The sequence below is a fragment of the Chitinophaga sp. G7 BAM 1005 genome, assembly GCF_057126945.1.
The window spans coordinates 710777-736714 of sequence record NZ_CP181478.1; the positions used below are offsets into that span (position 1 = coordinate 710777).

The following is a 25938-nucleotide window of genomic DNA, read 5'->3' on the forward strand; positions in this document are numbered from 1 at the left end:
TTCTTCCCTATAGGCGATTCATTTAAACAGATAGTTTTGAAAAAAATAATCATCACGATAGATGGCTACTCTTCATGTGGCAAAAGCACTTTGGCCAAGCAACTGGCTAAAAAGCTGAACTATACCTATATAGACAGTGGTGCTATGTATCGTGCGATTACCCTTTACTTTATTCAAAACAGGATCGACTGGATGTCGCATGAAGCAGTAGCCGCCGCACTGGAAGATGTACACCTGGATTTTGTTCCCAACTCACTCACAGGGCTTAGCGAAATGTACCTCAACAATGAAAATGTGGAACACCTGATCCGCGAAATGCTCGTAGCTGAAAAGGTGAGCGAAGTTGCCGCTGTAAAAGAAGTACGCGATCTGGCCGTAGCGCAGCAAAAGAAGATGGGTGTCCGTAAAGGCATCGTGATGGATGGTCGTGATATTGGCACCGTGGTGTTTCCCCATGCAGAACTCAAGATCTTTATGACCGCCGATATCACTATCCGCGTTGAGCGCCGGTTTAAAGAACTGTATGAAAAAAATAAAAACATTACCCTCGAAGAAGTAAAACAAAATCTCGAACTGAGAGATTATATCGATGCCAACCGCGAAATAAGCCCGCTCCGCAAAGCAGAAGACGCTATCATATTGGATAACAGCCAGTTGAACCTCGATGACCAGCTTCAACTGGTGATGCAATGGGTGGAAGATGCTATTATGGCCCACTCCTCATAAAATATTATTTCCTTTTATTAAAACTCTTTTATACATTTGCTATGTGACTTGTAGTCACCAACCCAATAATTTTTCCACATCCTCCCGAATTTCCAGTAGAATTTTATTTTCATGCCCGAATGATGTCAACTTTTATTGACCATTTATGCATAGCCAACCTGATCCTCCCTGAAAAATACTGCTTAGGCATTTTTTGTATGGAAAAGTCACTGTGTCATTGATTTAGTGTAGTCGACCTGTATAAGACATTAAGAACAAGTGCGCAAGACGCGTTATCATATATCGTGCTTTCGGAAACGTCTTATCCTAGCTATATCCACAAAGGACCCTTTGCTATTAACCGATTATAATGTTGCTATAATATAAAATTCAGTCTGCGTGAGCATAACCGCTGCCAGCAGGCATTTAAAGGTAATGTGGGATGGCGTGGTACGCCACGGCCGTTCCATGTTTTCAGTAGGTGTATTCGGTTAATAGGAAGAAGGGGCGAATTCTTTCGCCCTTTCGCTTTTTTAACTTTTTGATTGTCAGTGAAGCAGGTTTACCAGTAACGTTACCCCGTTTAACCGGATATCTTTAAATCGCTACGCGTTATTCGTAATTCTTTTTTTAAATTGTGTAGTCACACAGACCAGCCAATGTCTATAAAAGGTGTATGTTTTTTATGCTTGCTCCTGTCAGGGGCCTGTTTTGAGGCGATAGCCCAGGACTCCCTGCGGATATACAACCTGTTCGACTCCGTTCGCCAGCTCCCTTCCGATACCGGGAAAGTGACTTTGCTGCTGAAAAAAGGCGGATCAAATAACCGTTTCTTTGAATCACATAAAATAGAAAATCCTTTCTGGCAGGAAGCACTCACCCTATCGCTCCAACTCAAATATCCCAAAGGAGTATCGCAGGCATACAATGAATTGGGAACCGCAAAAAGAAATAAGTCGCTGTATATCGTTGCGGAAGATTACCACGAAAAAGCACTCAAAGCCGCAGAAGATGCAAGAGATACTTCCCTTATCGTATTTTCCCTGAATAACGCCGGGGTGGATTGCCGGCGGCAGGATAAACTGCAGAAGGGATTTGACTACCACGTAAAAGCACTGATACTGGCGGAAAAGATCAATGACATCCGTAACGTTTGCGTGGCTACCAACAGTATCGGGAATATCCAGCTCACCACGGAAAAATATGCAGACGCCATCACCCACTTTAACCGCGCCCTCGAACTGGAAGAGAAAAGCAATAACCAGCTGGGCGTAGCCATTAACCTGGGTAACCTCGGATACGCATACCAGGGGCAAAACAAACTGGACCTGGCTATTCAGTACTATAAACGCTCTCTCGCCATCAACCAGAAAATGGACCGCCCCATCGGTATGGCAATATGTTATAACGCCCTCGGCGCTGCCTATAAGGAAAAGAAAGATTATCTGACCGCAATGGAATACCTGAAAAAAGCGCTGGAAGTAAATGATAAGGTAGATGATAAGGTGCATGTGGCGGAAAGCTACCTCAGTATCGGTAAACTGCTGGGGGCACAGGGAAAACACGACGAAGCCAGGAAATATATGATGCAATCTATCGACATCAGTACTTTCTGGGGCTTCAAAGCCATGCTGATGGATGCTTATAAGGCACTCGCTGCAGACTTCAAAGAAAGCGGGGAGTTTAAAAAGTCGTTGGAAGCCACTGATAAATCATTGCTGTATAAAGACAGTATCCTTGACGAAAAATCCGCGATGGCGCTTGCCCAGATGCAAACTATCTATGAAGTAGACCGGAAAGATAACCAGATCCGTAACCTTGAACATGATAAAATGGTGGGCGCCCTGCGTACCAAACGTAATGTAGTGATCACTTTTTTCCTGGCGGCCTTCCTGTTAATGGCTATCGTGGGCGGCCTTTTCTATATCCGTCACCGTAACCTGAAGGCCAATAAACAAACCTTACAGCTGGAACTGCGGTCGCTCCGCTCCCAGATGAATCCACACTTCATTTTTAACTCCCTCAGCTCTATCCACCGGTACATCTGGAGCAACAACCAGGAGGAGGCGTCCGACTATCTGACCAAGTTTTCCCGGCTCATGCGTCTTATCCTCGATAACACCCAGCACACTTTTGTTACTTTAAATAAAGAACTGGAATCATTAAGGTTGTATCTTGACCTGGAATCATTGCGCTGTAACGGTATCTTTGAATACCGGTTTCTCATAGATGCAGATATTAACGACGATGAAGTATTGATCCCCCCGATGATATTACAACCATATGTGGAAAACGCTATCTGGCACGGACTCGTGCATAAGCATCCGGATGAAAAAGGGATACTGGATATTGAAATCTTACTGAAAAAAAGAAGCCTGGTATGTACTATTACAGATAATGGCATAGGGAGAAAAAAAGCAATGGAAATAAAAGAGAAGAAAGGACGGCTGCATAATTCTGTAGGCATGAAAGTAACAGAAGGCAGGATAGACCTTATCCGCAAAATTAATAACAAAGAAGCAAAAGTAACGGTAACAGACCTGGAAGATGAAGCCGGAAACGCCACCGGAACAAAGGTGACTATTATTTTACCCGCAGAATTTATATTTTAGTTTACTCACTGATAAACCATAAAACAGCTGATAGCTAACAGCTAACAAAAGCTACTTGTATGAGCGAAATAAAAGCTGTCATCGTTGATGATGAGCAACATTGCATTGATGCACTACAAACGATGCTACAAAAAAAATGTCCCGGTGTACAGGTGATTGGTTGGGCTAAAAGTGTGAGGGAAGCAAAGGAAATGGTTGACGAACTACAGCCGGATCTGGTATTTCTGGACGTTGAAATGCCCTATCAGAACGGATTTGAGCTGTTGAAGCTATTTGAAAAGGTATACTTCGACGTTATCTTTACAACAGCCTATGAACAGTATGCTTTAAAAGCCATTAAGTTCAATGCGCTGGATTACCTGCTGAAACCCTTTAGTGTAAAGGAGTTGCAGGATGCGTTGGAAAAATGCAGGGAGAAGAAACTGAACCGGCCAAAGGACCAGGGCATCTCTCCGATGGAAGTGTTTTTGCAGAACATGAAAACAATACAGCAAACACATAAGAAAATTGCATTGCCTACTATCAACGGTCTGGTGTTTATGCCGGTGCAGAACATCGTCCGTTGTGAATCTACCGGTAACTATACCCGCATCTTTTTTACAGATAAGAAGAATCTCATGGTATCCCGCCCCCTGAAAGAGTTTGAGGAGTTGCTGTCTGATGTGGATTTCTTCCGGGTACACAATTCACACCTGATAAATATGCAGCAAATGCAGTCTTATATCCAGGGCGAAGGCGGCTTTGCGCTCATGAGCGATGGTACGCAGGTGGAAGTGTCCAGGAGACGCAAAGCAGAGTTTCTGAAAAAGGCTATGCAGTTCTAAGTGGTGATTTACAGCGTATTCGTAGAAGTGCGTATTCCGATTTTATTCGTTTTTATGCCAGTTATGATTAATTACCTACCATATAATAAATGGCTATTGCGGGCATATTGCAGATAAACTACTTTTGAATTACGATTTCAATATAAACGCAATATAAAGATTTTATACTCTGCATTACTAGCGTGATTAGCCCCAAAGAAAAAAGACACCACGTGGTGTCTTTTTTGTTTTTATGATTTTTTAGTCAGTTTTATACAGATAGCTATTTTTAGTCAATTATAGCCATTGCATCTGCTTTGTGCTCCAGCTGGTAAAACGAAAGCAGCCGGCGTATCACTCCTTCAACGAGGGCGTCCGGACAGGAAGCGCCGCTGGTCAGCAGGATCGTCACCTTTTCTTTTTCCGGTAAAAAGCTACCGGCACTGATCTCCTCTTTATGGTGAAAGTCCCAGTGATTAATAGCCTTTGCGGAGAGCATTTTTTCGGGAGATGATATAAAATAAGTAGGCAGCTTTTCTTCACACAATTCCACGAGGTGCGAAGTATTGGAGCTGTTGTAACCGCCCACTACAATGGCGAGGTCGGCAGACTCCTGCAACATTCCGGTAACGGCCGTCTGGTTATCATTGGTGGCGTAACAGAGCGTATCGCGGGTATCCGCAAACCTTTCCCCGGCGGTGGCTTCTGTCAGTTGGAAATGCGTCATCATCACCTGCCGGATGTAATCTGCAATGGCCTGTGTTTCGGTAGCCAGCATGGTGGTTTGGTTCACCACGCCTACCCGCTGCAGATCCGTAACCGGGTTAAAGCCCGGTGAATATTGTCCTTTGAACAATGCGTTAAACTCATCCGGTGTGCGCTGCCCGGTGATAAACTCCGCCAGCAGTGCCGCTTCTTTAATGTCTTTCACTACCACGGTAGGAGTGCCGGAGGCGCTATGGGAAAAGGTGGCCCTGGTTTCTTCGTGTTTTGGTTTGCCGTGTACGATTACGGTATAGTTTTTTTGACCGATCTGGTCGGCCTTGTTCCATACACGTTCCACAAAAGGGCAGGTGGTGTTGTATTTCAGGGGCTCAATACCCAGTGAGGCCAGTTGCTGTTCGGTTTCCAGGGTGGTGCCAAATGCAGGGATGATCACAATATCATCCGGTTGCAGGCTCTCCCAGGGAACCAGCTGATTGCCGGAGGTATCCATAATAAACTGAACGCCCCGGTCCAGCAGGTCGTTGTTTACATGTGGGTTGTGGATCATTTCACTGAGCAGGAAGATCCGTTTGTCCGGATTTTCATCCACTGTTTTAAAGGCAATTTCAATGGCGTTCTCCACACCATAACAAAATCCGAAATGCCGGGCCAGTAAAATCCTGAGCGGACCAAAATCCAGCTCGGTGGGCGTGAAGTCCTTTTTCATGCGGTCCTGCTGTTTGCGCTGGTTTTTGATGGCGCTGATCAGCGGACTGCGATATATAACCGGAACGTTAAATGTTTTCATGTGTTAAATGACAGAAAATTGAAGGACAAAGTTAATCAGTTTTCTTTGCTCACTTTGTCCAACCATGCTTTTTCTTCGGCGCTGAGGCTATTATAGCCTTTTTCATTGATTTTATCCAGCAGTTGGTCTAATCTGGAAGGGTCTCTGTCTTCGGCTTTTTTTACCACTTTCAGGGGTGATTTCTTGGGTTTGAATCTACGGGTAATGGTCCGTTGCTGGCGGCGGTTGTTGAAATCAAACAGCCATATAAGGGGCTGGCAGAGGTCAGTACCTGCCTGCAGGGTGCGTATATAGAGGAATCCCAGCAGGGAACCGCCCATGTGGGAAATCAGTCCGCCGATGTTACCGTTGGGGATGGAAATCAATCCCAGCACCACCAGGGCCATCGCCAGCCATTTCAGTTTCACACTGCCCAGGAACATCAGGCCAATTTCAAAGTTGGGCATCAGGGTAGCCGCTGCCACCAGGATACACATAATGGCTGCTGAAGCGCCCACCATAGTAGTGCCTACGTAGCCCGGAAAAAGACTGGCACTCAGCAGGTACAGTAAACCGCCCGCAATACCTCCCAGCAAATAAAGGGGAAGCACCCGCTTATTCCCGAGAAAATCCCGGAACAGGTTACCAAACCAGTAAAGGTTGATCATATTAAAGAGGGCGTGGAATATTTCCACATGCGTAAACATATAGGTGATCAGCCCCCAGGGCTTTAGTATAAATGCGCCGAGCGGTACATTCATGGCCAACTGCTGATATGTCCATTCAAAAGGAGTGGGCTGCTTGGTCAGGAACGCAATAAGACGCAGAATATTTAATCCCAGGAAGATGACGATATTCCAGAAAAGCAAATAATTGACCGTGTTTCCCTGCCTGAGCCAGTAGCGAATATCCGATTGAAATGAGGTCCCGTTCATATACACAAATTAAAATAAAATCCGGGATTAAATAATAGTAATTAACATTTTGAACGCAGGAAAAGTAAGCCTGTTCACTGCTAATGAATATCATCTCTCCTGTATCTGTTAACAACAATTAATCCGGATACTGGTTCTTTCTGTGGCAAAAAAAATGCCCGTTTACACAGTTTAATTTTCTGTCGTAGTGAAATTATTAATAATACAATTTAAAAATATCTGAAAAGACCACCCCATACCGCAGCGGAAGGTGATTTTCTTCAATAAAAATACGCATAAACGGGTATTTTTTCGTATTTTTGCCGTCCCATAAAACAGGGTATCCGGGTATTCCGGGTAAAATTTTAATTTTTTATGAGCGAAAACAACATTTCTAACGAACAAAACGCTGAACAACAGGCTCCGCAAGCAGAAGTTGCGGTTGAAACAGCGACACCAAAGGCACCTGTAGCAAAAGTTGAAACTGCACACGACGATTTCGACTGGAGCGTTGACAAACGTAACGTTTCTTCTTACAGCAAAGAAGAAAAAGAAAAGTACGACGTGACTTACGACAGCACTTTCAAGGTGTTTGAAGAAAACAGCCTGCTGACCGGTACTGTTGTGGGTTTAACCAACACAGATGTAGTAATCAACATCGGATTCAAATCTGATGGTTTGATTTCTCTGAACGAATTCCGTGATTTACCAGGTCTGAAGATCGGTGATGAAGTGGAAGTGCTGGTAGTAGAAAAAGAAGACCGCGATGGTAACCTGCACCTGAGCCGTAAACAGGCTCGCCAGAAACGTGCATGGGAAAAAATCGTGGAAGTTTACAAAACAGGCGAAGTGGTTACTGGTACCGTTACCAGCAAAACCAAAGGCGGCCTGATCGTAGATGTATATGGTATGGAAACATTCCTGCCGGGTTCTCAGATCGATGTGAAACCAGTTACAGATTACGACCAGTTTGTAGGCAAAACTATGGAGTTCAAGGTGGTGAAAGTAAACGAAACCATCCGCAACGCCGTTGTTTCCCACAAAGCGCTCATCGAAAGCGATATCGAACAACAGAGAGTGGATATTATCAGCAAACTGGAAAAAGGCCAGGTGCTGGAAGGTACTATCAAAAATATTACCGACTTCGGTGCATTCATCGACCTGGGTGGTCTGGACGGCTTACTGTATATCACAGATATCAGCTGGGGCCGTATCTCCCATCCGAGCGAAGTACTGCAGATGGATCAGAAAATCAACGTTGTTGTGCTTGACTTCGATGATGAAAAACGTCGCATAAGCCTCGGCTACAAACAACTGACCCCGCATCCGTGGGATACCTTACCAGCTACTATCACCGAAGGTGCTAAAGTAAAAGGTAAAGTAGTAAACATCGAAGATTATGGCGCATTCCTGGAAATCATGCCAGGTGTGGAAGGGCTGGTTCACGTATCTGAAATCTCATGGGCTTCTACGCCAATCAACGCTAAGGAATTCTTCAAATTAGGAGAAGAATACGAAGCCGTTGTAGTTACCCTGAGCAAGGAAGAACGCAAAATGAGCCTGTCCATCAAGCAACTGACAGAAGATCCGTGGTCTACTATCGAAACTAAATTCCCGGTTGAAAGCCGTCACAAAGGTATCGTGAAAAACATCACTCCTTATGGCGTATTCGTTGAACTGGAAACAGGTATCGGTGGCATGATCCACATCTCTGACCTGAGCTGGATCAAACGTTTCAACCACCCATCTGAATACACTAAAGTAGGTAACGAAATAGATGTAGTAATCCTGGGTATTGATAAAGACAACCGTAAACTGAGCCTTGGTCACAAACAGATCGAAGAAGATCCGTGGAACACTTTTGAAACTATCTTCCCGATCAACTCCGTACACGAAGGTACTGTTGTGAAGAAAGATGATAAAGGCGCTACGGTTCAACTGCAGTACGGCCTGGAAGCTTACGCTCCTGCACGTCACCTCAGAACTGAAGATGAAAAACCAATCAACGTTGAAGACGTGAAAGAATTCATGATCATCGAATTCGATCGCAGCGAAAAACGTATCCTGGTTTCTCATACCAGAGTTTGGGAAAAAGCACAGGCTGAAGAAAAACAGGCTGTAGTGAAAGAGAAGAGAGAAGAAGCTGACAAAACCCGTAAGGCTGTGAAAAACATCCAGGGTAAAGTGGAAAAAGCTACTTTAGGTGATCTCGGCGCTTTAGCTGAACTGAGAGAAAAACTGAAACAATCTGAAGGCGGCGAAGAAAAAAGCGCGCAATAAGATCCGGTTTCATTAAATAATAAATCCCGCTTCGAGTAACATCGGAGCGGGATTTTTTTATAGAAGGATTTTATGCTTTACTTTATCAGCAGCGTCAGCTTCGCATCGTTAAATTCCAGCAAACTGTCCAGTTTCATATTAGCCAGTGCATACCGCGGATCATGCCGGTTATGCGCTTCCGGCACTACCACCGTGGTCATCCGCGCAGCTTTGGCTGCTGTCATACCCGTTACGGAATCCTCAAAAGCTATACAATCCAGCGGATCACTGCCCAACGCCTTGGCACAGGCCAGGTACACCGCCGGGTGCGGCTTGCCATAATCCTCAAATTCAGCTGAATACACCGCCTGAAAAACATCTTTTATCTGCAAATGTTCCAGCGCAGCATTGATGAGACGCAGCGGGGAAGAAGAAGCCAGTCCCATTTTGAACCCCTTCTCCCGGAAATATTGAAGGATATACGGCAACCCCTCCATAGGATGGCCCTCCGCTTTGATCTTATGTATCACACTATCGATGATTTCATTTACAACCTGCTCTGCACTCTTTCCTTCCCATTTATAGTAATTATACCAGTAACTCACCACTTCTTTGGTGCGTAGGCCGGTGGTTAAATGCGTAAGTTCGGGCGAGAGGTTTACGCCCACCGTAGCAAACACTTCCCGCATGGCGATACCCCACAAAGGTTCTGAATCTATCAACAGGCCATCCATGTCAAATATTACCGTATCTATCATATGTTTTTCCGTTTATGCGCGGCAAAGATAAGAAGTTATGCGGGGAGATCGCAGTAAGCATCCATCCACTCACGGTAGGCTTCGATCCGGAACCTTCGCCCCCGGCTCCCCGGTCCCATAACAATAAGTTATACGCCATAAACTTTGGTTATCACACTATTGCAGTTATCCGCCAGGGCATTCCCCCTGAATCCCTTCCTAATCAGCCTTTACACAGTTATGCGAATTGTAAACCTGCTGCCTCTGCCAATTTCCCCCCTTTTTGGAGCCTTATTGAATGTTGAAAAAAGTTTTGGAAAGATGCCCTGCATTTATATCTTTGTATTACTCTACTAAAATTATAGGGAATATGGGTAATGATAGAAGGAATTGTAACAGAAACAGTTGTTGTTCATCAACACCCATGAGGCGCGTGTAATATGGAAAATCAGTGATCAGTTTACTGTAAATCAACATTATACGAGCCTCCGTAAACATTCCGGGGGCTTTTTTATATAAAAAAACGACCAACGCCCCCAAACCAGAATTAAATAATTGCTTTACCACCACCTGAAAATACTTTTTATGCAAAGCTTCAGAACAGAACTAGAAAATCCAATCGTTGAACAAGATATTATAGACCTGGAGAAGAAGATCCGCCTGTTCCGCGAAGGCGCTGTGTCAGACGAAAAGTTCCGCAGCCTCCGCCTGGCCAGAGGTATTTACGGGCAGCGTCAGCCAGGTGTGCAAATGATCCGTATCAAACTGCCATACGGTAAAATGACCCTGAAACAATGGCACCGCATTACGGAGATTTCAGATGAATATGCTACCAGTAATCTGCACCTGACTACCCGCCAGGATGTTCAGATCCACTACGTGAGCCTCGACAGAACACCCGAACTATGGTCGAAACTGGAACAGGATGGTATCACCATCCGCGAAGCCTGCGGTAACACTGTTCGCAACGTCACTGCTTCAGACCGCGCCGGTATCGATCCGGAAGAACCATTCGACGTTACGCCATACGCCGATGCCACCTTCCGCTACTTCCTGCGTAACCCGGTGAGCCAGGAAATGGGCCGTAAAATCAAGATCTCTTTCTCCTCTTCAGAAAAAGATACGGCCTGGTCGTTTATGCACGACTTTGGCATGATCCCTAAAGTAAAGATCATCGACGGTAAAGAAGTACGTGGCTTCAAAGTATTGGTAGGCGGCGGTTTGGGCGCACAACCCTTTCTCGCTAAAGTAGTATACGAGTTCCTCGAAACAGATCAGCTCATTCCATATATCGAAAACGTACTGCGCGTGTTCGACCGCTACGGCGAAAGAACCAGCAGGAACAAAGCCCGCATGAAATTCCTCATCCAGAAAATAGGAATGGAAGAATTTGAGCGCCTCGTTAAAGAAGAATACAAAGCCATAAAAGTAAAAAGTGTACCGGTAGATGCAAACGCATGGCAGGCCACCACACCGCCTCCGGCAGCGCCAACACCGGCTTACAGCATAAAGGATCCAAAAAAATACGAAGCCTGGAAAGCCACCAATACTTTCGAGCAAAAACAAAAAGGATACTTTGCAGCTTATGTTAAAATAACACTGGGTAACATCGGCTCAGCTATCAGCCGCAAACTCATTGAGGCGCTGCGTCCCGTAATAGCCGACGATGTACGGGTAACCGCCAACCAGGGTCTGTTACTGAAATACATCCTGCCGGCAAATCTCCCATACGTTTTCAGCGTACTGGAAGAAGCAGGCTTTGCAGAACCCGGATTCGACAGCATCGCGGATATCACCGCATGCCCCGGTACTGATACCTGCAACCTCGGCATCTCCAGCAGCACAGGCATCGCCAAAGTGCTGGAAGATGTGATCACCGACGAATTCCCGGATCTCGTTTATAATAAAGACATCAAAATAAAGATCAGCGGATGTATGAACTCCTGCGGTCAGCACGGTATTGCCAGCATCGGTTTTCACGGCAGTTCCATGAAGAGCGCAGGTAAAGTACTGCCCGCCCTGCAGGTGCTCCTCGGTGGCGGCATCGTTGGCGACGGCCTGGGCCGCGTTGCAGATAAAGTAATTAAAGTGCCAAGCCGCCGTGGCCCGGATGTGTTGCGCAGCCTTCTGCACGACTATGAAATTAATGGCCAGGAAAATGAACTGTTCAACGAATATTACGACCGTAAAGGCGAAAAGTATTTCTATGAACTGCTGAAACCACTGGCGGATCTCAGCTCCCTCACCGCCGGCGACTTTGTTGACTGGGGACAGGCACAGGACTACGCTACTGCTATCGGTGTAGGCGAATGCGCCGGTGTAATCATCGACCTGGTGGCTACCCTGCTGCTGGAAGCAGAAGAAAAACTGGAACTGAGCAGCGCTGCCATTATTAAAGGCGCCTATTCAGATGGTATCTATCACGCCTACTCTTCCTTTGTACAAGGCGCAAAAGCACTGTTACTCGGCGAAGCAGTAAGCGGCAACACGCAGATCGGTATCATGAACGATTTCGATAAACACTTTGTGGCTACCGGTAAATTCAGCTTTGAGCCTGATTTTAAAACAGTAGTGCTGCAGATTAACGGTAACGAGCCTACGGAAAGTTTTGCAAAAACTTATTTTCAGCAGGCGCAGTCATTCTATAATGCTGCACAGGTATACCGTCAGAAAGCCAGCGAACTGGTTCAGGCTTAATTATTTATTTATCAAAAACACAACCACTCATGCAAAAGATACAACCCAAACTCACATTGATAGGTGCAGGCCCAGGTGATCCGGAACTGATCACTGTTAAAGGGTTAAAGGCTATTCAAAATGCCAGGGTAATCCTTTATGACGCATTGTCCAGCAACGAACTGCTGGACCATGCGCCGGCTAACTGCCTCCGTCGTTTTGTGGGCAAACGTGCAGGAATGCATGTATACTCACAGGACGAAATAAACAGGATGATTGTAAAATATGCATTAACTTATGGCAGCGTTGTCCGCTTAAAAGGAGGCGACTCCTTTGTTTTCGGCCGCGGTCAGGAAGAAATTGCCTTTGCTCAGCAGTTTGGAATTACCGCAGAAGTGATTCCCGGTATTTCCAGCGCGATCTCTGTACCTGGTGTCAACAAAATTCCCGTAACCGCCCGGAATGTAAGTGAGGGGTTTTGGGTGATCACTGGTAACACACAGAACGGGAATTTATCCCGCGACCTGGATCACGCCATCAGGGCTAATACTACAGTAATAGTACTGATGGGGATGAGCAAACTGGCGGAAATTGCAGGGATTTACAGCGCAGCAGGAAAAGGGGAAACCCCCGCCGCTATTATCCAGAATGGTACTTTGCCAACACAGAAAATAGGCGTGGGCAATGTGGCCGATCTGCTGGAAATAGCCGCTGCACATGATCTGCATAATCCTGCTGTTCTGGTGATAGGCGAAGTGGTAAGCTTCCATGAAGCTTTCCAGGCCCTGAAGAACAAGGTGTCGGAGGAACTAAAAATTGCCGTATAATAATGGAAGAAAATCATTTATTCCCGGTGTTTTTCAAATTGCACCGTTTGCATGTACTCATTGTGGGCGGTGGTAATATCGGACTGGAAAAAGCCAATGCCATGCTGGAAAATTGCGCAGATGCAACCATTACAGTAGTGTCGTTGGATTTTTTGCCTGAACTGGAAGCGTTAACACACCAGTATCCCAATATTACCCTGATTAAGAAATCATTTTCGTGTGGCGATCTGCTGGGGAAAGACCTGGTAATAGCGGCCACCAACGACAAGGATTCTAATTATCACGTATGGGAAAAAGCCAAGGGCAGCAAAGTGCTGATCAATGTAGCCGATACTCCGGAACTCTGTGATTTTTACCTGGGCTCTATCGTAAAAAAGGGAAATCTCAAGATCGCTATTTCCACCAATGGTAAATCGCCTACCATTGCCAAACGCCTGAAACAGGTGCTGCAGGAAGCCATCCCGGATACCCTCGATGAAGTATTGAACAAATTATCGCTGATCCGTGAAAAGCTGACCGGTGATTTTGCCAGTAAAGTTAAAAAGCTCAACAGCATCACCGAAGTACTGGTGAAGTCTGAAAGCGAAGGTGTATAATTATTTTTTCAACAACTCCGGCAGTACCTGTGCCTGGTTGTTCGTTTCGTTTTTAGCCCCATATAGTAATGTTACCCCCTGATGTTGCGCCCTCTTTTTAATACCGGCCAGCAAATCACTTTTCTCCTGTAATTCATGCTTATATTTTATTTTGAACTCAGCAAACCTTACATGTTTTTTCATCTTCCGTCTTCGCAAAAATTAATATCATTGCACCTATGATAAATCACGGTCAGATCATCACCGCAACGGTAGATTTTGTAAAAACGGAATTAGAGGGTGCAGAAGGAGGCCACGACTGGTGGCATATTTACAGGGTATGGCAGCAGGCAAAACATATTGCCGCAACTGAACCTGCCGATATGCTGGTAGTGGAACTGGGCGCCCTGTTACACGATATCGCAGATTCAAAATTTCATAATGGCGATGAAAATATCGGTCCTGCAAAAGCAGTAGCTTTTCTGCAAACGCTGGATGTGCCGGCAGACATCATCACACAGGTGGAGAATATTATCCGTCACATTTCTTTTAAAGGTGGCAACCAGGAAAAAACATTTTTCTCTGCAGAGTTAGCCGTGGTACAGGATGCCGACAGGCTCGATGCCATTGGCGCTATCGGTATTGCGAGGGCTTTTAATTACGGCGGTTTCAAAAACAGGTCGCTGTACGATCCTGCTATAAAGCCCAATATGCAAATGACAAAGGAAGCGTATAAAAACAGTACGGCCCCTACCATCACACATTTCTATGAGAAATTACTGTTGCTGAAAGACCGGATGAATACCGCTACCGGTAAAAAGCTGGCGGAAGAAAGACACGCGTTTATGGAAGTGTTCCTGGAGCGGTTTTATAAAGAGTGGGAAGCGTAGGTTGTCTTTCTCAGGATTACGCTGATTTTATTGATTTTAAGGATTTGACTTTTGGGATTTAAAATGATTTGGGGAAATGTGAGCGGATATAAGCGGATATATCCGCTCACATTTCCCCAAATTATTTTAAATCCTTTATAAAATCCCAAAAGTAAAATCCTTAAAATCAATAAAATCAGCGTAATCCTGAGAAAGACAAAATCCGCTTAGATCTTTTCGAAGAACAGTGCTTTTAATTCATCCGCATCTTCAGGGTTCATTTTACCACCCAGGATTAAACGAAGCTGGCGGCGACGCAGGGCGCCTTCATATAATCTTTTTTCTTCTTCCGTATCAGTAATGATGCCTGGTACCGGCCGGGAGTTGCCATTGGGATCCAGGGCTACAAAGGTCATGAAAGCTTCATTGGATTTATAGCGGTACTGCTGTACCGGATCTTCTCCCCAAACCCTCATGTGTACTTCCATTGAAGTATTGAAGGCCCGGCTTACTTTAGCTTCAATATGTACCACGTTTCCCAGTTTAATGGGATTTTCGAAAGATATATTGTCTACAGAAGCAGTTACCACGGGTGCGCTGCAGTGTTTCATGCAGGCCAGTGCCGCGGCAATGTCCATCCAGTACATCAAACGGCCTCCCATGAGGTTGCCGAATGTGTTGGTATCATTCGGTAAAACCAGTTCGGTCATCTGTATCAGGGAGTCTTGGGCTCTCTTTGGCGTTGAAGTCATCTTTTATGTATTTCGGACGCAAATTTACTGTTTATATATTTATAGTCGCGTACGCATTTACAGAACATCACTGCCGGATAAAGGTTTTTAACAAATAATTTCCGGTACTTGAAAATTCTTTAAAACGCCCTGTAGATAAGTAATGAGAGCTGAATATAATCTCCAAAAAATTAACAAACAAATAAAGCGCTGCCGTAAAAAACTTGGGAGCGACGCAAATTTGTGTAACTTTGCATGACCTTCGGAAGTAGTTTACTTGATCGGTTTTACACCAAACGCAGTCCGGCACTTCCCCGTTTATAGGTCAAGTATTCTTAGCAGAATTTTAGTTTTATGGCAAAATATATCTTCGTTACAGGAGGTGTTACATCTTCTTTGGGTAAAGGAATTATAGCTGCTTCCCTTGCAAAATTATTGCAGGCACGCGGTTTTAGAGTGACTATTCAGAAATTTGATCCATATATCAATGTGGATCCGGGTACGTTAAACCCTTATGAACATGGTGAATGTTATGTAACGGAAGATGGCGCAGAAACCGATCTGGATCTCGGACACTACGAACGTTTTTTGAATACGCCCACGTCTCAGGCCAATAATGTTACCACCGGCCGCATCTACCAAACTGTGATCAACAAGGAAAGAGAAGGAGCCTATCTCGGCAAAACCGTACAGGTAATCCCTCACATTACGGATGAAATTAAACGCCGTATCCTCCTGTTGGGTAAAGATGGTAAATACGATATCGTTATTACAGAACTTGGTGGTACAGTGGGCGATATTGAATCACTCCCTTACATTGAGGCGGTTCGTCAGCTGCAATGGGAGCTGGGCGAAGAAGATTGCCTGGTAGTACACCTTACACTGATCCCGTACCTGCGTGCAGCTAAAGAGCTGAAAACCAAACCAACGCAACATTCCGTACGCCTGCTGAGCGAATATGGCGTACACCCGGATATCATCGTTTGCCGTACAGAAGAACCGCTGTACCGCGATCTGAAAAAGAAAATCGCCCTGTTCTGTAACGTACAGGTAGATGCCGTGATCGAAGCAAACGACGTTCCCACCATCTATGAAGTACCCCTGGAAATGATGCGCGAGAAACTGGACGTTTCTGTGCTGAAAAGACTGGGATTACCCGTGGAAAAAGAACCCGAACTGGTTAAATGGCGCGAATTCCTGGATAAACTGAAATATCCGAAATCCAAAGTAACCATCGGTTTGATCGGTAAATACGTGGAATTACAGGATGCCTACAAGTCTATCCTGGAATCATTTATACATGCCGGCTCCCTGAACGAATGCAAAGTAGTGGTACAAAATATCCACTCAGAACATATTACGCCTGAAAATGTATGCGAAAAACTGAAGAACCTCGACGGGCTCCTGGTAGCTCCCGGCTTCGGTCACCGCGGCATTGAAGGAAAGATTACCGCTATTCAGTATGCCCGTGAAAATCAGCTGCCGTTCTTCGGTATTTGCCTCGGTATGCAGATGAGCGTGGTGGAATATGCCCGTAATGTACTCGGCTGGAAAGACGCACATTCCGTGGAAATGAACCCTGATACCGCTCACCCGGTGATCAACCTCATGGAAGAACAGAAAAAAGTAACCGCCAAAGGTGGCACCATGCGCCTGGGCGCCTATGCCTGCGAACTCACGCCAGGCACCAAAGCGGCCGAAATATACGGTGGTACCAGCATCAGCGAAAGACACCGTCACCGCTACGAGTTCAATAACGACTTCCTCCGGCAGTTTGAAGACGCCGGCCTCGTTCTTTCCGGTAAAAACCCGGAAAGCGGTCTTGTTGAAATCATCGAACTGCCTGCCCATCCGTTCTTTGTGGGCGTACAGTTCCACCCTGAACTGAAAAGCACCGTGGAAAGCCCGGCGCCTGTTTTCGTATCCTTTATCAAGGCGGCGAAGCAGTATGCAGAAACTAAAAACGGTAAAGCCAAACTGGAAGAAACGATCGTGAAGTAAGCGCGCGGTTAAGATCGCCTTCGGCGATGGAAATTGTCCTGGGCAGGATTAGACTGATTGAGCTGATTTCACTGATTTGATTACGTTTGATTTTAAAAGATAATGGGAGATATATGCGGATAAATATTCGCTTATATCTCCCTCTTTCATTTTAACTAAAATCTCCGGGAATATAATCAGTGAAATCAGCTCAATCAGTCTAATCCTGAAAAAGACAATCGCCGAAGGCGATCCCCTCCGCCCAAACCACCCTGATCCTCAACAGGATACGCATTTCTTTTACTTATTTATTATTTTGGCGGCATTTAACAGGGGTTTCACCTAAAAAGCATGGTCAATTCATAAAATCCTGCTTACCTTTGCTGCCTAAATTTTAATTGCATTTCATGGATAGAAATTCGGTCATTGGGTTTTTACTGTTGGGCGTTTTGTTGGTAGGATATATATTCTTCAACCAGAAACAACAGGCAGGAGCCGCAAGGGAAAAAGCCAGGCAAGATTCCATCGCAGAGCTTAACAAGCCTAAAACACCTTTAGCAGATACTGTCAGCCTTGCTGCTGCCGCCGCAGGAGGCCAGCTGGACTCAGCCCACCAGGCGCTGTTAAACGGCGAATTTGGCGTATTTGCCGCTGCTGCTACCGGCAATGTGCAGAACACTGTACTGGAAAACGATGTGGTAAAGATCACTTTTTCCAATAAAGGTGGCCAACCGGCGAGTGTACAACTGAAACAATACAAAACTTATGATGGCGGTCCGCTGATGCTTGTTGAAGGCTCTTTTAACCGCCTCTCGGTAGAAGTGCCTGCCAGCTTAACAAAGATGCTGAACAGCGCGGATCTGTTCTTCACCGCCGGCCAACCCCAGGAAGGTGCAGGTGGCGTAAAAACAATCGCTTACCGTCTTAATACCAATAACCCGGCTTCTTACCTGGAATTTATCTATTCCCTGAAACCAGGCAGCTACGTGGTAGACTATACCATTCACGCCGTTGGCATGCAGGGCTTATTGCCAGGCAACCAGAACTACCTGAGCCTCCAGTGGAACAGCCAGGAAGACAAACAGGAACACGACCTCGAAAACGAGCGCCTGAACAACCAGGTGCACTATATGCTGGAAAATGATAAGCATGATTACTTTACCCTCAGCCGTACCAGTCATGAAAAACTGGAAAACAAACTGAAATGGGTGAGCGTAAAACAGCAGTTCTTCAATACCACCCTGATCGCTAAAAAGGAACTGTTCACTAACGTGGATGTAAACACGAAAGTGCCGGTAAGCCCCAATATCGTAGGCCAAACATTCAGCACTGTACAGATTCCGTATAGCCGTACCAATGATTTCTCCTTCCCGATCGAAATCTATTATGGTCCTAACCACTATAAAACACTGAAATCTTTCGATATCGGTCTGCAGAAGATCATCCCACTGGGTACCGGTATCTTTGCTTTTGTGAAGTATGTAAACATCTTTATCATTATCCCGGTGTTTAACTTCCTGAGCGGGTTTATCAGTAACTATGGTATTATCATTATCCTGCTCACCCTCTTCATCCGCCTGCTGATAGCTCCTTTCACTTACCAGAGCTATGTTTCCCAGGCTAAAATGAAAGTGCTGAAACCTGAAATTGATGAACTGAAAGCAAAGTATGGCGACGACCAGCAGGCATTCGGTGTGGAACAAATGAAACTGTTCAAAAGTGCAGGCGTAAACCCGCTGGGCGGATGTTTACCCGCATTGCTGCAGCTGCCTATCCTGGTAGCGATGTACAGCTTCTTCCCGTCTTCCATTGAGCTGCGCCAGGAAAGCTTCATGTGGGCAAAGGATTTGTCTACTTACGACTCTATCCTGAACCTCGGCTTCAACATACCATTCTATGGTAACCACGTGAGCTTGTTCACCATCCTCATGACCATCACCAGTTTGATCCTGGCGTTCTACAACCGTGGAATGACCGATCAGAGCAACCCGGTGATGAAGTACATGCCTTACGTAATGCCGGTGATGTTGCTGGGTATCTTCAACCGCCTCGCTGCGGCGCTTACCTTCTACTATTTCCTGTCTAACGTAATCAGTATCCTGTTACAGTTTGTGATCCAGAAGTTTATCATCAACCATGATAAAATTCACGCGCAGATCCAGGAAAATAAAAAGAAACCAAAGAGTAAATCCAAGTGGCAGGAGAAACTGGAAGAAGTCCAGAAACGTCAGCAGGAAATACAACAGAAGAAAAAGTAGGATTAATACAATCTGAACATTTCAATAATATTTTTTCGCAGAAGGCTTCCCGTTAAGGAAGCCTTCTCTATTTTTGAACGGATATGATAAAGAGATGGTTTTTATTGATGTGCGCTGCCGGAACAATCACCGCCGCACAGGCACAGGACACGATTCCGGATGCCGTACGTATTCAGGGAATAGTGAACTACCTGGCCTCAGATAAGCTGAAAGGCAGGGGCACCGCGGAGAAAGGCGGGAAAACAGCCAGCAACTATGTAGCCAAACAGTTTAAGAAACTGGGATTGAAGCCGGTAAACGGCAACAGCTTCTTCCAGGATTTTACCTTCACCAGGAAAGAACATAAAGATATCCCCGGCAGAAATGTGATCGGGTACCTGGATAACGGCGCCGCACGTACGATTATCATTGGCGCCCACTATGATCACCTCGGAACGGCCGCCTTATTCGACGGAAAATATCCCATCGGCGAAATCCACAATGGCGCAGATGATAACGCTTCCGGTGTGGCCGGCCTGCTGGAACTGGCGCGGTACTATGTAAAGAACCAGGGCCGCGAACCATTTAACTTTCTCTTTATCGCTTTCGGCGGGGAAGAGCTGGGATTACAGGGCTCAAAATATTACACCGCGCATCCGCTGATGCCGCTGGATAAAGTACATTTCATGCTCAATATGGATATGATTGGCCGCTATAACCCGGAACGGGGAATCGGCATTGGCGGCTATGGCAGCGCGGAACAATGGCCTGCCGTATTTAAAGAAGTGCAGCAACCAGGCATTAAATACTTTACGGATGCAGCAGGAAAAGGCGCTTCCGATCATCATAATTTCTATGTAAGCGGGGTACCGGTGCTGTTTTTTCATACCGGTGGCCACGATGACTATCACAAACCTACCGATGACGCGCTTAAGCTACAGGCTAAAGCAGAAGCAGGCATCCTGCAGCTGGAAACCCAGCTGATCAACCGCGCAATGGCTTACCCGGTATTGCATTATGTAGGGGAGAAGAGTTAGGAAATAAGTTCCACTTCATATACAGGGCTGAAAAGAAACCATTTATTAGACGCTACCTCTTCACAGCGGTAGCGTTTTCTTATTTTATCTCCTCTGCGGAATACGCGTCCGTCTTTGGTTTTAAACAGTCCGTGTAACGGTACCTGCTCTACGAAAAAATGGTTTTCTTTCTGGAGGTCATAATTTTTCAGCACGCGCATGAGGTTTTCATCTGCGCAGGAACTGGCTGCGGGGTTGGCCATACTCTGGCGCACGGCGGCTTCCACATCAGTCGGCAGCAGGCTTTTACCTACAAAATCACGCAAAATAAAAGAGAACTCCTGTTTCCACTCTTTGCCATGCGATGCTACGCGGTTAGCGTATTTATTAAAGGTGGTGAGGTGTGCAATTTCATGCAGCAGGGTAAGCAGGAAAGCGTATTTATTCAGGGAGCCATTCACACTGATCCGGTGCCCTTTGCCCTGCCCATCGGGGTGACGGTAGTCGCCGAGTATGCTGGACCGTTCGCGTGTAACAGTCAGGTGTACCTTATAGGTAGTCAGAAAATCCATTACCTGTCCGAAAGTCCCTTCCGGTAAGTAGGACGCTAATGCATTTAAGGGCGCCTCTTTTTTCAAATAGATTATTTTTTTAGCCTGGTCAGCCGGAAAAGGCTGATTGTTTCAAATACAGTATACACCAGGTACAGGAACAACAGCATGAAAATGGTCAGCTTGCTCACATCGGGCTTATAAATAAGCACGTAAGCAGCGATACCTATTACGCAAAGAAAAAGTTTGCTGAGAGTAGAGCCATAAACAGCCCTGATAAATGCATTATGGTTGGAAGAAGCGAGTCCCCGGCGACTCATAATATAAGACACCAGGGAGATAATAGCCATGATCAGGTTACCGGCCATCAGCACATTCACATGTGTGCCGAGGTCCAGCAACCTGGGTTTGAATATGATAACAAGTCCGTTTAAAATTCCAAAAACTGCGAATAACCGTATAAAAAATCTATCACTCATGCCGTCGGGTGTCTTTTATAATTTGCCACAAAAGTATGGCTAATGCAATTAAAGAAAAAATGATCAGGAATACCGGGAACCGCCAGCCAATCCATTGGTCTAGTTTATAGCCCGCAAATACTCCCAAACCCAGTGTAGCCATCATCTGGAAGGCTAATCCGGCATATCGTAAGAGCAGATTTCGGTTATTCGGCTTCCTGGAGGACGGTTTTTCCATGTTTCTGGTTATCAGCCGGCTGCTGATCGTCCATGTAGCAACGGCCATTGAACTTAGCAGAAGGCTCCATTTCAAAATGAGCGGTGTATACATCGCCCTTTACCAGTGCATTCCCTTTCAGGAACAGTAATTCTTCTACCTTGATAATTCCTGTTACCCGGCCCAGGATGTCAGCGCTCTGGCATACCAGGTCGCCCGTGATTTCACCCTCCGGACCTACCACTATTTTAGCTTTGGTAGATACCAGCCCGTTTACCTGTCCGTCAATCCTGATGTCGCCTTCACATACAATATCACCCTGTATTGAAGTGCCATTGCCTATAATGTTAATAGTAGATGTTGGCAACATGGCTTTGTTGTCACCTTTCGATTTGTTATTGTTATTGAACATAGGGAGTTAGGTTTTTCAAGTTTAGTGTGTAATATAAATAAATATATATTATTTTTTTGTATTTATATACTAATAGGTGCTGTTATCTACTGCAGGTACTTTTAACATCGTGGTATCCACTTTCCCGGTAAAGTCGCCGTTAATCACCTTTTTGATATTATCCAGGTATTGGTCGCGGGCATTGATAGCTGTTTCCAGTGAATCAGCCCTCATTTTCAAATGGATAAACTCTTTCCGTTGTTTCAGATCTCCATAACCCGGTATATAATAACGCAACGGCGTAAATACCACCGTAGCTACCGTAATGGCCACCAGTAATACAAAAAGGGTGCTGAAGGCAATGTATACGCTCATCCGGGAGAGTTTGAACGAGGTCACTTCTTCATAGGTATCTTCATTCATAATTACCAGGCGGTATTTATGACTTAGTTTTTCCAGGTTTCGTCTGCTGTTTTTATTCCCCTTCTTGGCCATGTTTTGCGGTACTTCTTAAAGAATGCTATTTCTTTTAAGGCGGGCTAAAGTTAATCATTATTGCAAAATAGGAAACAGTGTTTTGAGGATTGTAGGTAGAAAGAAGTCTTTTTATCTGAAAACCAACCTATTAAAATATATCTGCTGCCGGAAAAAAGTCAGCATCACTTCTGTCACACATATTCAATCAACTATTTTATCCTATCTTTAAAATATTTTTTCAAACTGTAAGTTATATATATTTAGCCTATACACCCTGGCATCCATGAATTGCATCATCAAACTGCTACCAAAATATCTGGGAATAATAATATTGTCATGTTGCCTGGTTTTGCAGGCTGCCCGGGCCCAAAATAAGCCTCAAAATCAGCCTCCGCAAACAAATTCCCGGGGCCAGGCTCCCAATAAACAGCAACAGCAACAAAAGCCTGCTGTCAAGCCCCTTTTTAAACCCCGCGAACAACGGGTGCAGGATCGCCGTCCCCCTTCAGAAGTAATGCTGGAGAAAAAGAAATGGACCTGGAAAAGACAATTCTTCCAGAACATGGCTACCCGGTTCAACTATTACTTTCACGCCAGGGTTAAACTCGACAGGGTAGTGAAAACCGCTAACCGCGATGGCCAGGATAACTATAACATCCTCCTGCCGTTTTATCCGTTCAGTTTGCAAAGCCAGGGCTTCAGCAAAGGTGAACTGGACTCCGTTATCGATAAAACAAACATGGCCATTCAGCTCCATGACCCCCGCGGCAAATGGATCGACGACTGCTTCCTCCTCATGGGACGCGCCTACTTCTACGAAGGAGATCTCGAAAATGCCAATAAAACATTCCAGTACATCAACATCGCCTTCGCTCCGAAAATGAAGTCGGAGTACAAAACAGTAGTGGGGGCGCATGAAAATGACCAGATCTCTATCGCCACAAAAGAAAAAAGAAAAGGCTTCTTCGGTCGCCTTAAACATACCAAAGCACGTAACGACGCCTTCCTCTGGAGAGCCCGTACCCTGCTGGAACAAAAGGAATACGATGAAGTACAGGCGCTGCTCAATATCCTGAATAATGATCCCAACTTCCCGCACCGCCTCGATGGCGACCTCGCGGAAGTACGCGCCTACAGCCACTATATCCAGAAAAGATACCCGGAAACAATAGAACCGCTGAAACTGGCCATCGATAAAAGCCACGACAAGGTAGCCAAAGCCAGGATGTCGTACATCCTCGGCCAGCTTTACCTCCAGCAGCACCCGGATTCCGCCCTTGATCAGTTCCGCAACGTAATCAGCATGAAACCCGATCCCATGATGGATTTCCAGGCCCGGTTACAGATTGCCAGAACCAACGCGGAAACTACCGGTGATGTAGCCGGCAGCATAGCTGGACTTCGCCGCATGCTAAAAAAACAACGCTTCGAGCGGTTCCGCGACGGGATCTATTACACGATGGGCGTCCTCGAATACCCCGATCATCCGGAAGCCGCCCTCAACTATATGAAACAATCACTGAAAATACCCAGTGATAACCTCATGCAACGCACCATCACCTACAAAGGCATGGCGGATATTTACTACGATCAGCGTAACTATACCGATGCAAAAAAATATTACGACAGCACCGCCGGCGTGATGACGAAAGACTTTGCAGACGCCCCCACCGTGGAAACCCGCAAAGAAGTACTCACAGAAGTAGTGCAGCGGCTGGAAACTATCCACCGGGAGGATAGCCTGCAGAAATTAGCTGCCTTATCCCCGTCGGACCGGAACATTGTGTTGTCGAAAATGGTGGCTGTCATGGAAAACGAAGCCGCTGAAAAGAAAAAGAAAGATAAACTGGCCGCCGCCAATCCACAGGAAAGTTCCTCTTCCTTCAGCATGACCGGGGGAGGCGCCGCCTATTCACCAAAAGAAGAAAAAGGCGATTGGTATTTTTATAATGCAGGCAGTAAATCAGCCGGCTACTCAGAGTTTAAACGCCGGTGGGGCAGCCGTCAGCCGGTTGACAACTGGCGGCGCAGCCAGAACGGCGTGGTAAATGCCACCAACAGCGCCGGCCCGATAGAAATTACAGAAGAAACAAAATCTGTCGCCCTGGGTGAAGTCCCGACAGACAGCATCAGCACGGAATCACTGGCGGCAGGGTTGCCACTCACACCGGAAAAGCTGGCCGCTTCGCAGAAAGCGGTAAACGAAGCCTGGTTCGACCTCGGCAAATTATATCACGATAAACTGGAAAACTATTCCCTTGGAATAGAAACTTACGACTCCCTGCTGATCCTCTTCCCGGATCATCCGCGCAAACCGGAAGTATTGTATTCCCTGTATGTATGGCATAGTAAACTCAATCATAATGCCCAGGCCAATCACTATAAATCAATGGTGCTGAACCAGTACGGCAATACCAATTTTGCGGACATCATCCGCTCAGGCGGTTTAAGGGATATCGACAGCCAGAAAAAGAAAGAGATCAGTGCCGCTTACGATGCCGCCTATGAAGCTTTCCGGAAGGGCAACTATACCGAATCAATGGCTATGAAGAAGCAGGCCGACAGCACCTATGGCGTCAACTTCCTCCAGTCAAAATTCGATTTGCTGGAAGCGATGCTGATCGTTAAAACAGATACGCTGTTTGCCACCGATACCCTGCAGCTGTCGCGCAATGCTGTACAGGCAGTACTTACCAGGTACGCCGCAGATGAACCGGTACGCGCCCAGGCCCAGGCCCTCATGGATGCCCTGAACCACCGCGCAGAACTGTCCGATTACCTCTCCAAGCTGGAAGTAAGGAAGAAAGATGCCAACGGCGTATTGCTGGATGAAGATATTTCCATGCGATACCCCTGGCAAAATCCGCAGCCGGTACTGGCCGACAGGATCAACGGCGCCAAAACACCGGTGGACTCGGCTAAAATAGCCGCCGGAATGGCAGGTATATTGCCCGCCCCCATAGTACCCATCGTACCGCCCAAACCGGTAACGCCCTATAAAATATCGGTTGATAACCCGTTTTTTGTAGTGCTCTCCTTCCAGCGCGTGTCTAAAGAACTGATGGATGAAGGACTCAACCAGTTTACCCGTTATAACGCAGCCAAACATGCCACCGATAAAATTGAAGTCGGCAGTTTTGTGCTCACGCCTAACGATGTGATGCTGATTTTCCGGCTTTTCCCCAACGAAGACAAGGCCCTGGCCTATTTCGATGAAATACGCGATGAGGCCGCAGCGAATATCATTCCCCGGATAAGACCTTCGGAATACAATTTCTTTGTGATTTCCAGGGATAACTTCATCCTGTTAAACAGCACTAAAGACCTGACCGGCTACCGTAAGTTTTTTACAGATAATTACGTGACCCAGTAAGTATTTTTGGAATTTTAAATAGCTTTGTCGGTCAGGCT

22 protein-coding genes are annotated in these 25938 nt (G+C 45.9%); 12 read left to right on the plus strand and 10 right to left on the minus strand.

Going from position 1 to position 25938, the window contains the following annotated elements:
- Positions 1-36: 36 nt before the first annotated feature.
- The 3 genes from cmk to ACMXI2_RS02800 all read left to right on the plus strand — a co-directional run bounded on the left by cmk (position 37) and on the right by ACMXI2_RS02800 (position 4141).
- Complete coding sequence (gene cmk, locus ACMXI2_RS02790; protein ID WP_483780204.1) at positions 37-726, plus strand: (d)CMP kinase; 690 nt, start codon at positions 37-39, stop codon at positions 724-726.
- Positions 727-1364: 638 nt separating this feature from the next.
- Positions 1365-3317 (plus strand): tetratricopeptide repeat-containing sensor histidine kinase, encoded by a 1953-nt coding sequence (locus tag ACMXI2_RS02795; protein ID WP_483780205.1) that lies wholly within the window; start codon positions 1365-1367, stop codon positions 3315-3317.
- 59 nt (positions 3318-3376) lie between these two features.
- Positions 3377-4141: a LytR/AlgR family response regulator transcription factor gene (locus ACMXI2_RS02800; RefSeq protein ID WP_483780206.1), complete on the plus strand. Its 765-nt coding sequence runs from the start codon at positions 3377-3379 to the stop codon at positions 4139-4141.
- A 268-nt stretch (positions 4142-4409) separates the two neighbouring features.
- On the opposite strand, the gene ACMXI2_RS02805 is transcribed toward ACMXI2_RS02800, so the two are convergent.
- Together ACMXI2_RS02805 and ACMXI2_RS02810 are read right to left on the minus strand one after the other, a co-directional pair.
- The gene (locus ACMXI2_RS02805) at positions 4410-5633 is read right to left on the minus strand and encodes a 4-hydroxy-3-methylbut-2-enyl diphosphate reductase (protein WP_483780207.1); all 1224 of its coding nucleotides are present in this window, start codon (positions 5631-5633) and stop codon (positions 4410-4412) included.
- Between the two features lie 35 nt (positions 5634-5668).
- Positions 5669-6547, minus strand: coding sequence for a rhomboid family intramembrane serine protease (locus ACMXI2_RS02810; RefSeq protein ID WP_483780208.1), 879 nt, complete (start codon positions 6545-6547; stop codon positions 5669-5671).
- A gap of 354 nt (positions 6548-6901) precedes the next feature.
- On the opposite strand from ACMXI2_RS02810, the gene rpsA reads away from it, so the two are divergent.
- Positions 6902-8806, plus strand: coding sequence for a 30S ribosomal protein S1 (gene rpsA / locus ACMXI2_RS02815; RefSeq protein ID WP_483780209.1), 1905 nt, complete (start codon positions 6902-6904; stop codon positions 8804-8806).
- A gap of 77 nt (positions 8807-8883) precedes the next feature.
- On the opposite strand, the gene hxpB is transcribed toward rpsA, so the two are convergent.
- The gene (hxpB, locus tag ACMXI2_RS02820) at positions 8884-9543 is read right to left on the minus strand and encodes a hexitol phosphatase HxpB (protein WP_483780210.1); all 660 of its coding nucleotides are present in this window, start codon (positions 9541-9543) and stop codon (positions 8884-8886) included.
- Positions 9544-10107: 564 nt separating this feature from the next.
- Between hxpB and ACMXI2_RS02825 the strand changes: the two genes are divergently transcribed.
- The 3 genes from ACMXI2_RS02825 to ACMXI2_RS02835 are packed head-to-tail and all read left to right on the plus strand — an operon-like array spanning position 10108 to position 13621.
- A complete protein-coding gene (locus ACMXI2_RS02825) occupies positions 10108-12219 on the plus strand; it encodes a nitrite reductase (protein WP_483780211.1) in 2112 nt (703 codons plus the stop codon).
- 29 nt (positions 12220-12248) lie between these two features.
- Entirely contained in the window at positions 12249-13025 is a 777-nt protein-coding gene (cobA, locus tag ACMXI2_RS02830) for a uroporphyrinogen-III C-methyltransferase (RefSeq protein ID WP_483780212.1), read from the plus strand.
- Positions 13026-13027: 2 nt separating this feature from the next.
- Complete coding sequence (locus ACMXI2_RS02835) at positions 13028-13621, plus strand: precorrin-2 dehydrogenase/sirohydrochlorin ferrochelatase family protein (protein WP_483780213.1); 594 nt, start codon at positions 13028-13030, stop codon at positions 13619-13621.
- On the opposite strand, the gene ACMXI2_RS02840 is transcribed toward ACMXI2_RS02835, so the two are convergent.
- Entirely contained in the window at positions 13622-13819 is a 198-nt protein-coding gene (locus tag ACMXI2_RS02840; protein WP_483780214.1) for a DUF488 family protein, N3 subclade, read from the minus strand.
- A gap of 20 nt (positions 13820-13839) precedes the next feature.
- Here ACMXI2_RS02840 and ACMXI2_RS02845 point away from each other — a divergent pair, with 20 nt between their 5' ends.
- Complete coding sequence (locus tag ACMXI2_RS02845) at positions 13840-14490, plus strand: HD domain-containing protein (RefSeq protein WP_483780215.1); 651 nt, start codon at positions 13840-13842, stop codon at positions 14488-14490.
- Between the two features lie 206 nt (positions 14491-14696).
- Here ACMXI2_RS02845 and ACMXI2_RS02850 read toward each other — a convergent pair whose 3' ends face one another.
- The gene (locus ACMXI2_RS02850) at positions 14697-15221 is read right to left on the minus strand and encodes an acyl-CoA thioesterase (protein WP_483780216.1); all 525 of its coding nucleotides are present in this window, start codon (positions 15219-15221) and stop codon (positions 14697-14699) included.
- A gap of 333 nt (positions 15222-15554) precedes the next feature.
- Between ACMXI2_RS02850 and ACMXI2_RS02855 the strand changes: the two genes are divergently transcribed.
- From ACMXI2_RS02855 to ACMXI2_RS02865, 3 genes are all read left to right on the plus strand, one after another.
- A complete protein-coding gene (locus ACMXI2_RS02855; protein ID WP_483780217.1) occupies positions 15555-17201 on the plus strand; it encodes a CTP synthase in 1647 nt (548 codons plus the stop codon).
- Between the two features lie 386 nt (positions 17202-17587).
- The gene (gene yidC, locus ACMXI2_RS02860; RefSeq protein WP_483780218.1) at positions 17588-19438 is read left to right on the plus strand and encodes a membrane protein insertase YidC; all 1851 of its coding nucleotides are present in this window, start codon (positions 17588-17590) and stop codon (positions 19436-19438) included.
- An 83-nt stretch (positions 19439-19521) separates the two neighbouring features.
- Positions 19522-20454, plus strand: coding sequence for a M20/M25/M40 family metallo-hydrolase (locus ACMXI2_RS02865; protein ID WP_483780219.1), 933 nt, complete (start codon positions 19522-19524; stop codon positions 20452-20454).
- Here ACMXI2_RS02865 and ACMXI2_RS02870 read toward each other — a convergent pair.
- The 5 genes from ACMXI2_RS02870 to ACMXI2_RS02890 all read right to left on the minus strand — a co-directional run bounded on the left by ACMXI2_RS02870 (position 20451) and on the right by ACMXI2_RS02890 (position 22545).
- Complete coding sequence (locus ACMXI2_RS02870; protein ID WP_483780220.1) at positions 20451-21071, minus strand: SprT-like domain-containing protein; 621 nt, start codon at positions 21069-21071, stop codon at positions 20451-20453. The genes ACMXI2_RS02865 and ACMXI2_RS02870 overlap by 4 nt on opposite strands.
- Positions 21072-21076: 5 nt before the next feature.
- A complete protein-coding gene (locus tag ACMXI2_RS02875) occupies positions 21077-21463 on the minus strand; it encodes a hypothetical protein (protein ID WP_483780221.1) in 387 nt (128 codons plus the stop codon).
- The gene (locus ACMXI2_RS02880; RefSeq protein WP_378227651.1) at positions 21456-21728 is read right to left on the minus strand and encodes an AtpZ/AtpI family protein; all 273 of its coding nucleotides are present in this window, start codon (positions 21726-21728) and stop codon (positions 21456-21458) included. The genes ACMXI2_RS02875 and ACMXI2_RS02880 overlap by 8 nt, the downstream gene beginning before the upstream one ends.
- Complete coding sequence (locus ACMXI2_RS02885) at positions 21649-22071, minus strand: bactofilin family protein (protein WP_079469047.1); 423 nt, start codon at positions 22069-22071, stop codon at positions 21649-21651. The genes ACMXI2_RS02880 and ACMXI2_RS02885 overlap by 80 nt, the downstream gene beginning before the upstream one ends.
- A gap of 69 nt (positions 22072-22140) precedes the next feature.
- Positions 22141-22545, minus strand: a complete 405-nt coding sequence (locus tag ACMXI2_RS02890; protein ID WP_079469046.1) for a hypothetical protein — start codon at positions 22543-22545, stop codon at positions 22141-22143.
- A 466-nt stretch (positions 22546-23011) separates the two neighbouring features.
- On the opposite strand from ACMXI2_RS02890, the gene porW reads away from it, so the two are divergent.
- Positions 23012-25900, plus strand: coding sequence for a type IX secretion system periplasmic lipoprotein PorW/SprE (porW, locus tag ACMXI2_RS02895; protein ID WP_483780222.1), 2889 nt, complete (start codon positions 23012-23014; stop codon positions 25898-25900).
- Positions 25901-25938: the final 38 nt, after the last annotated feature.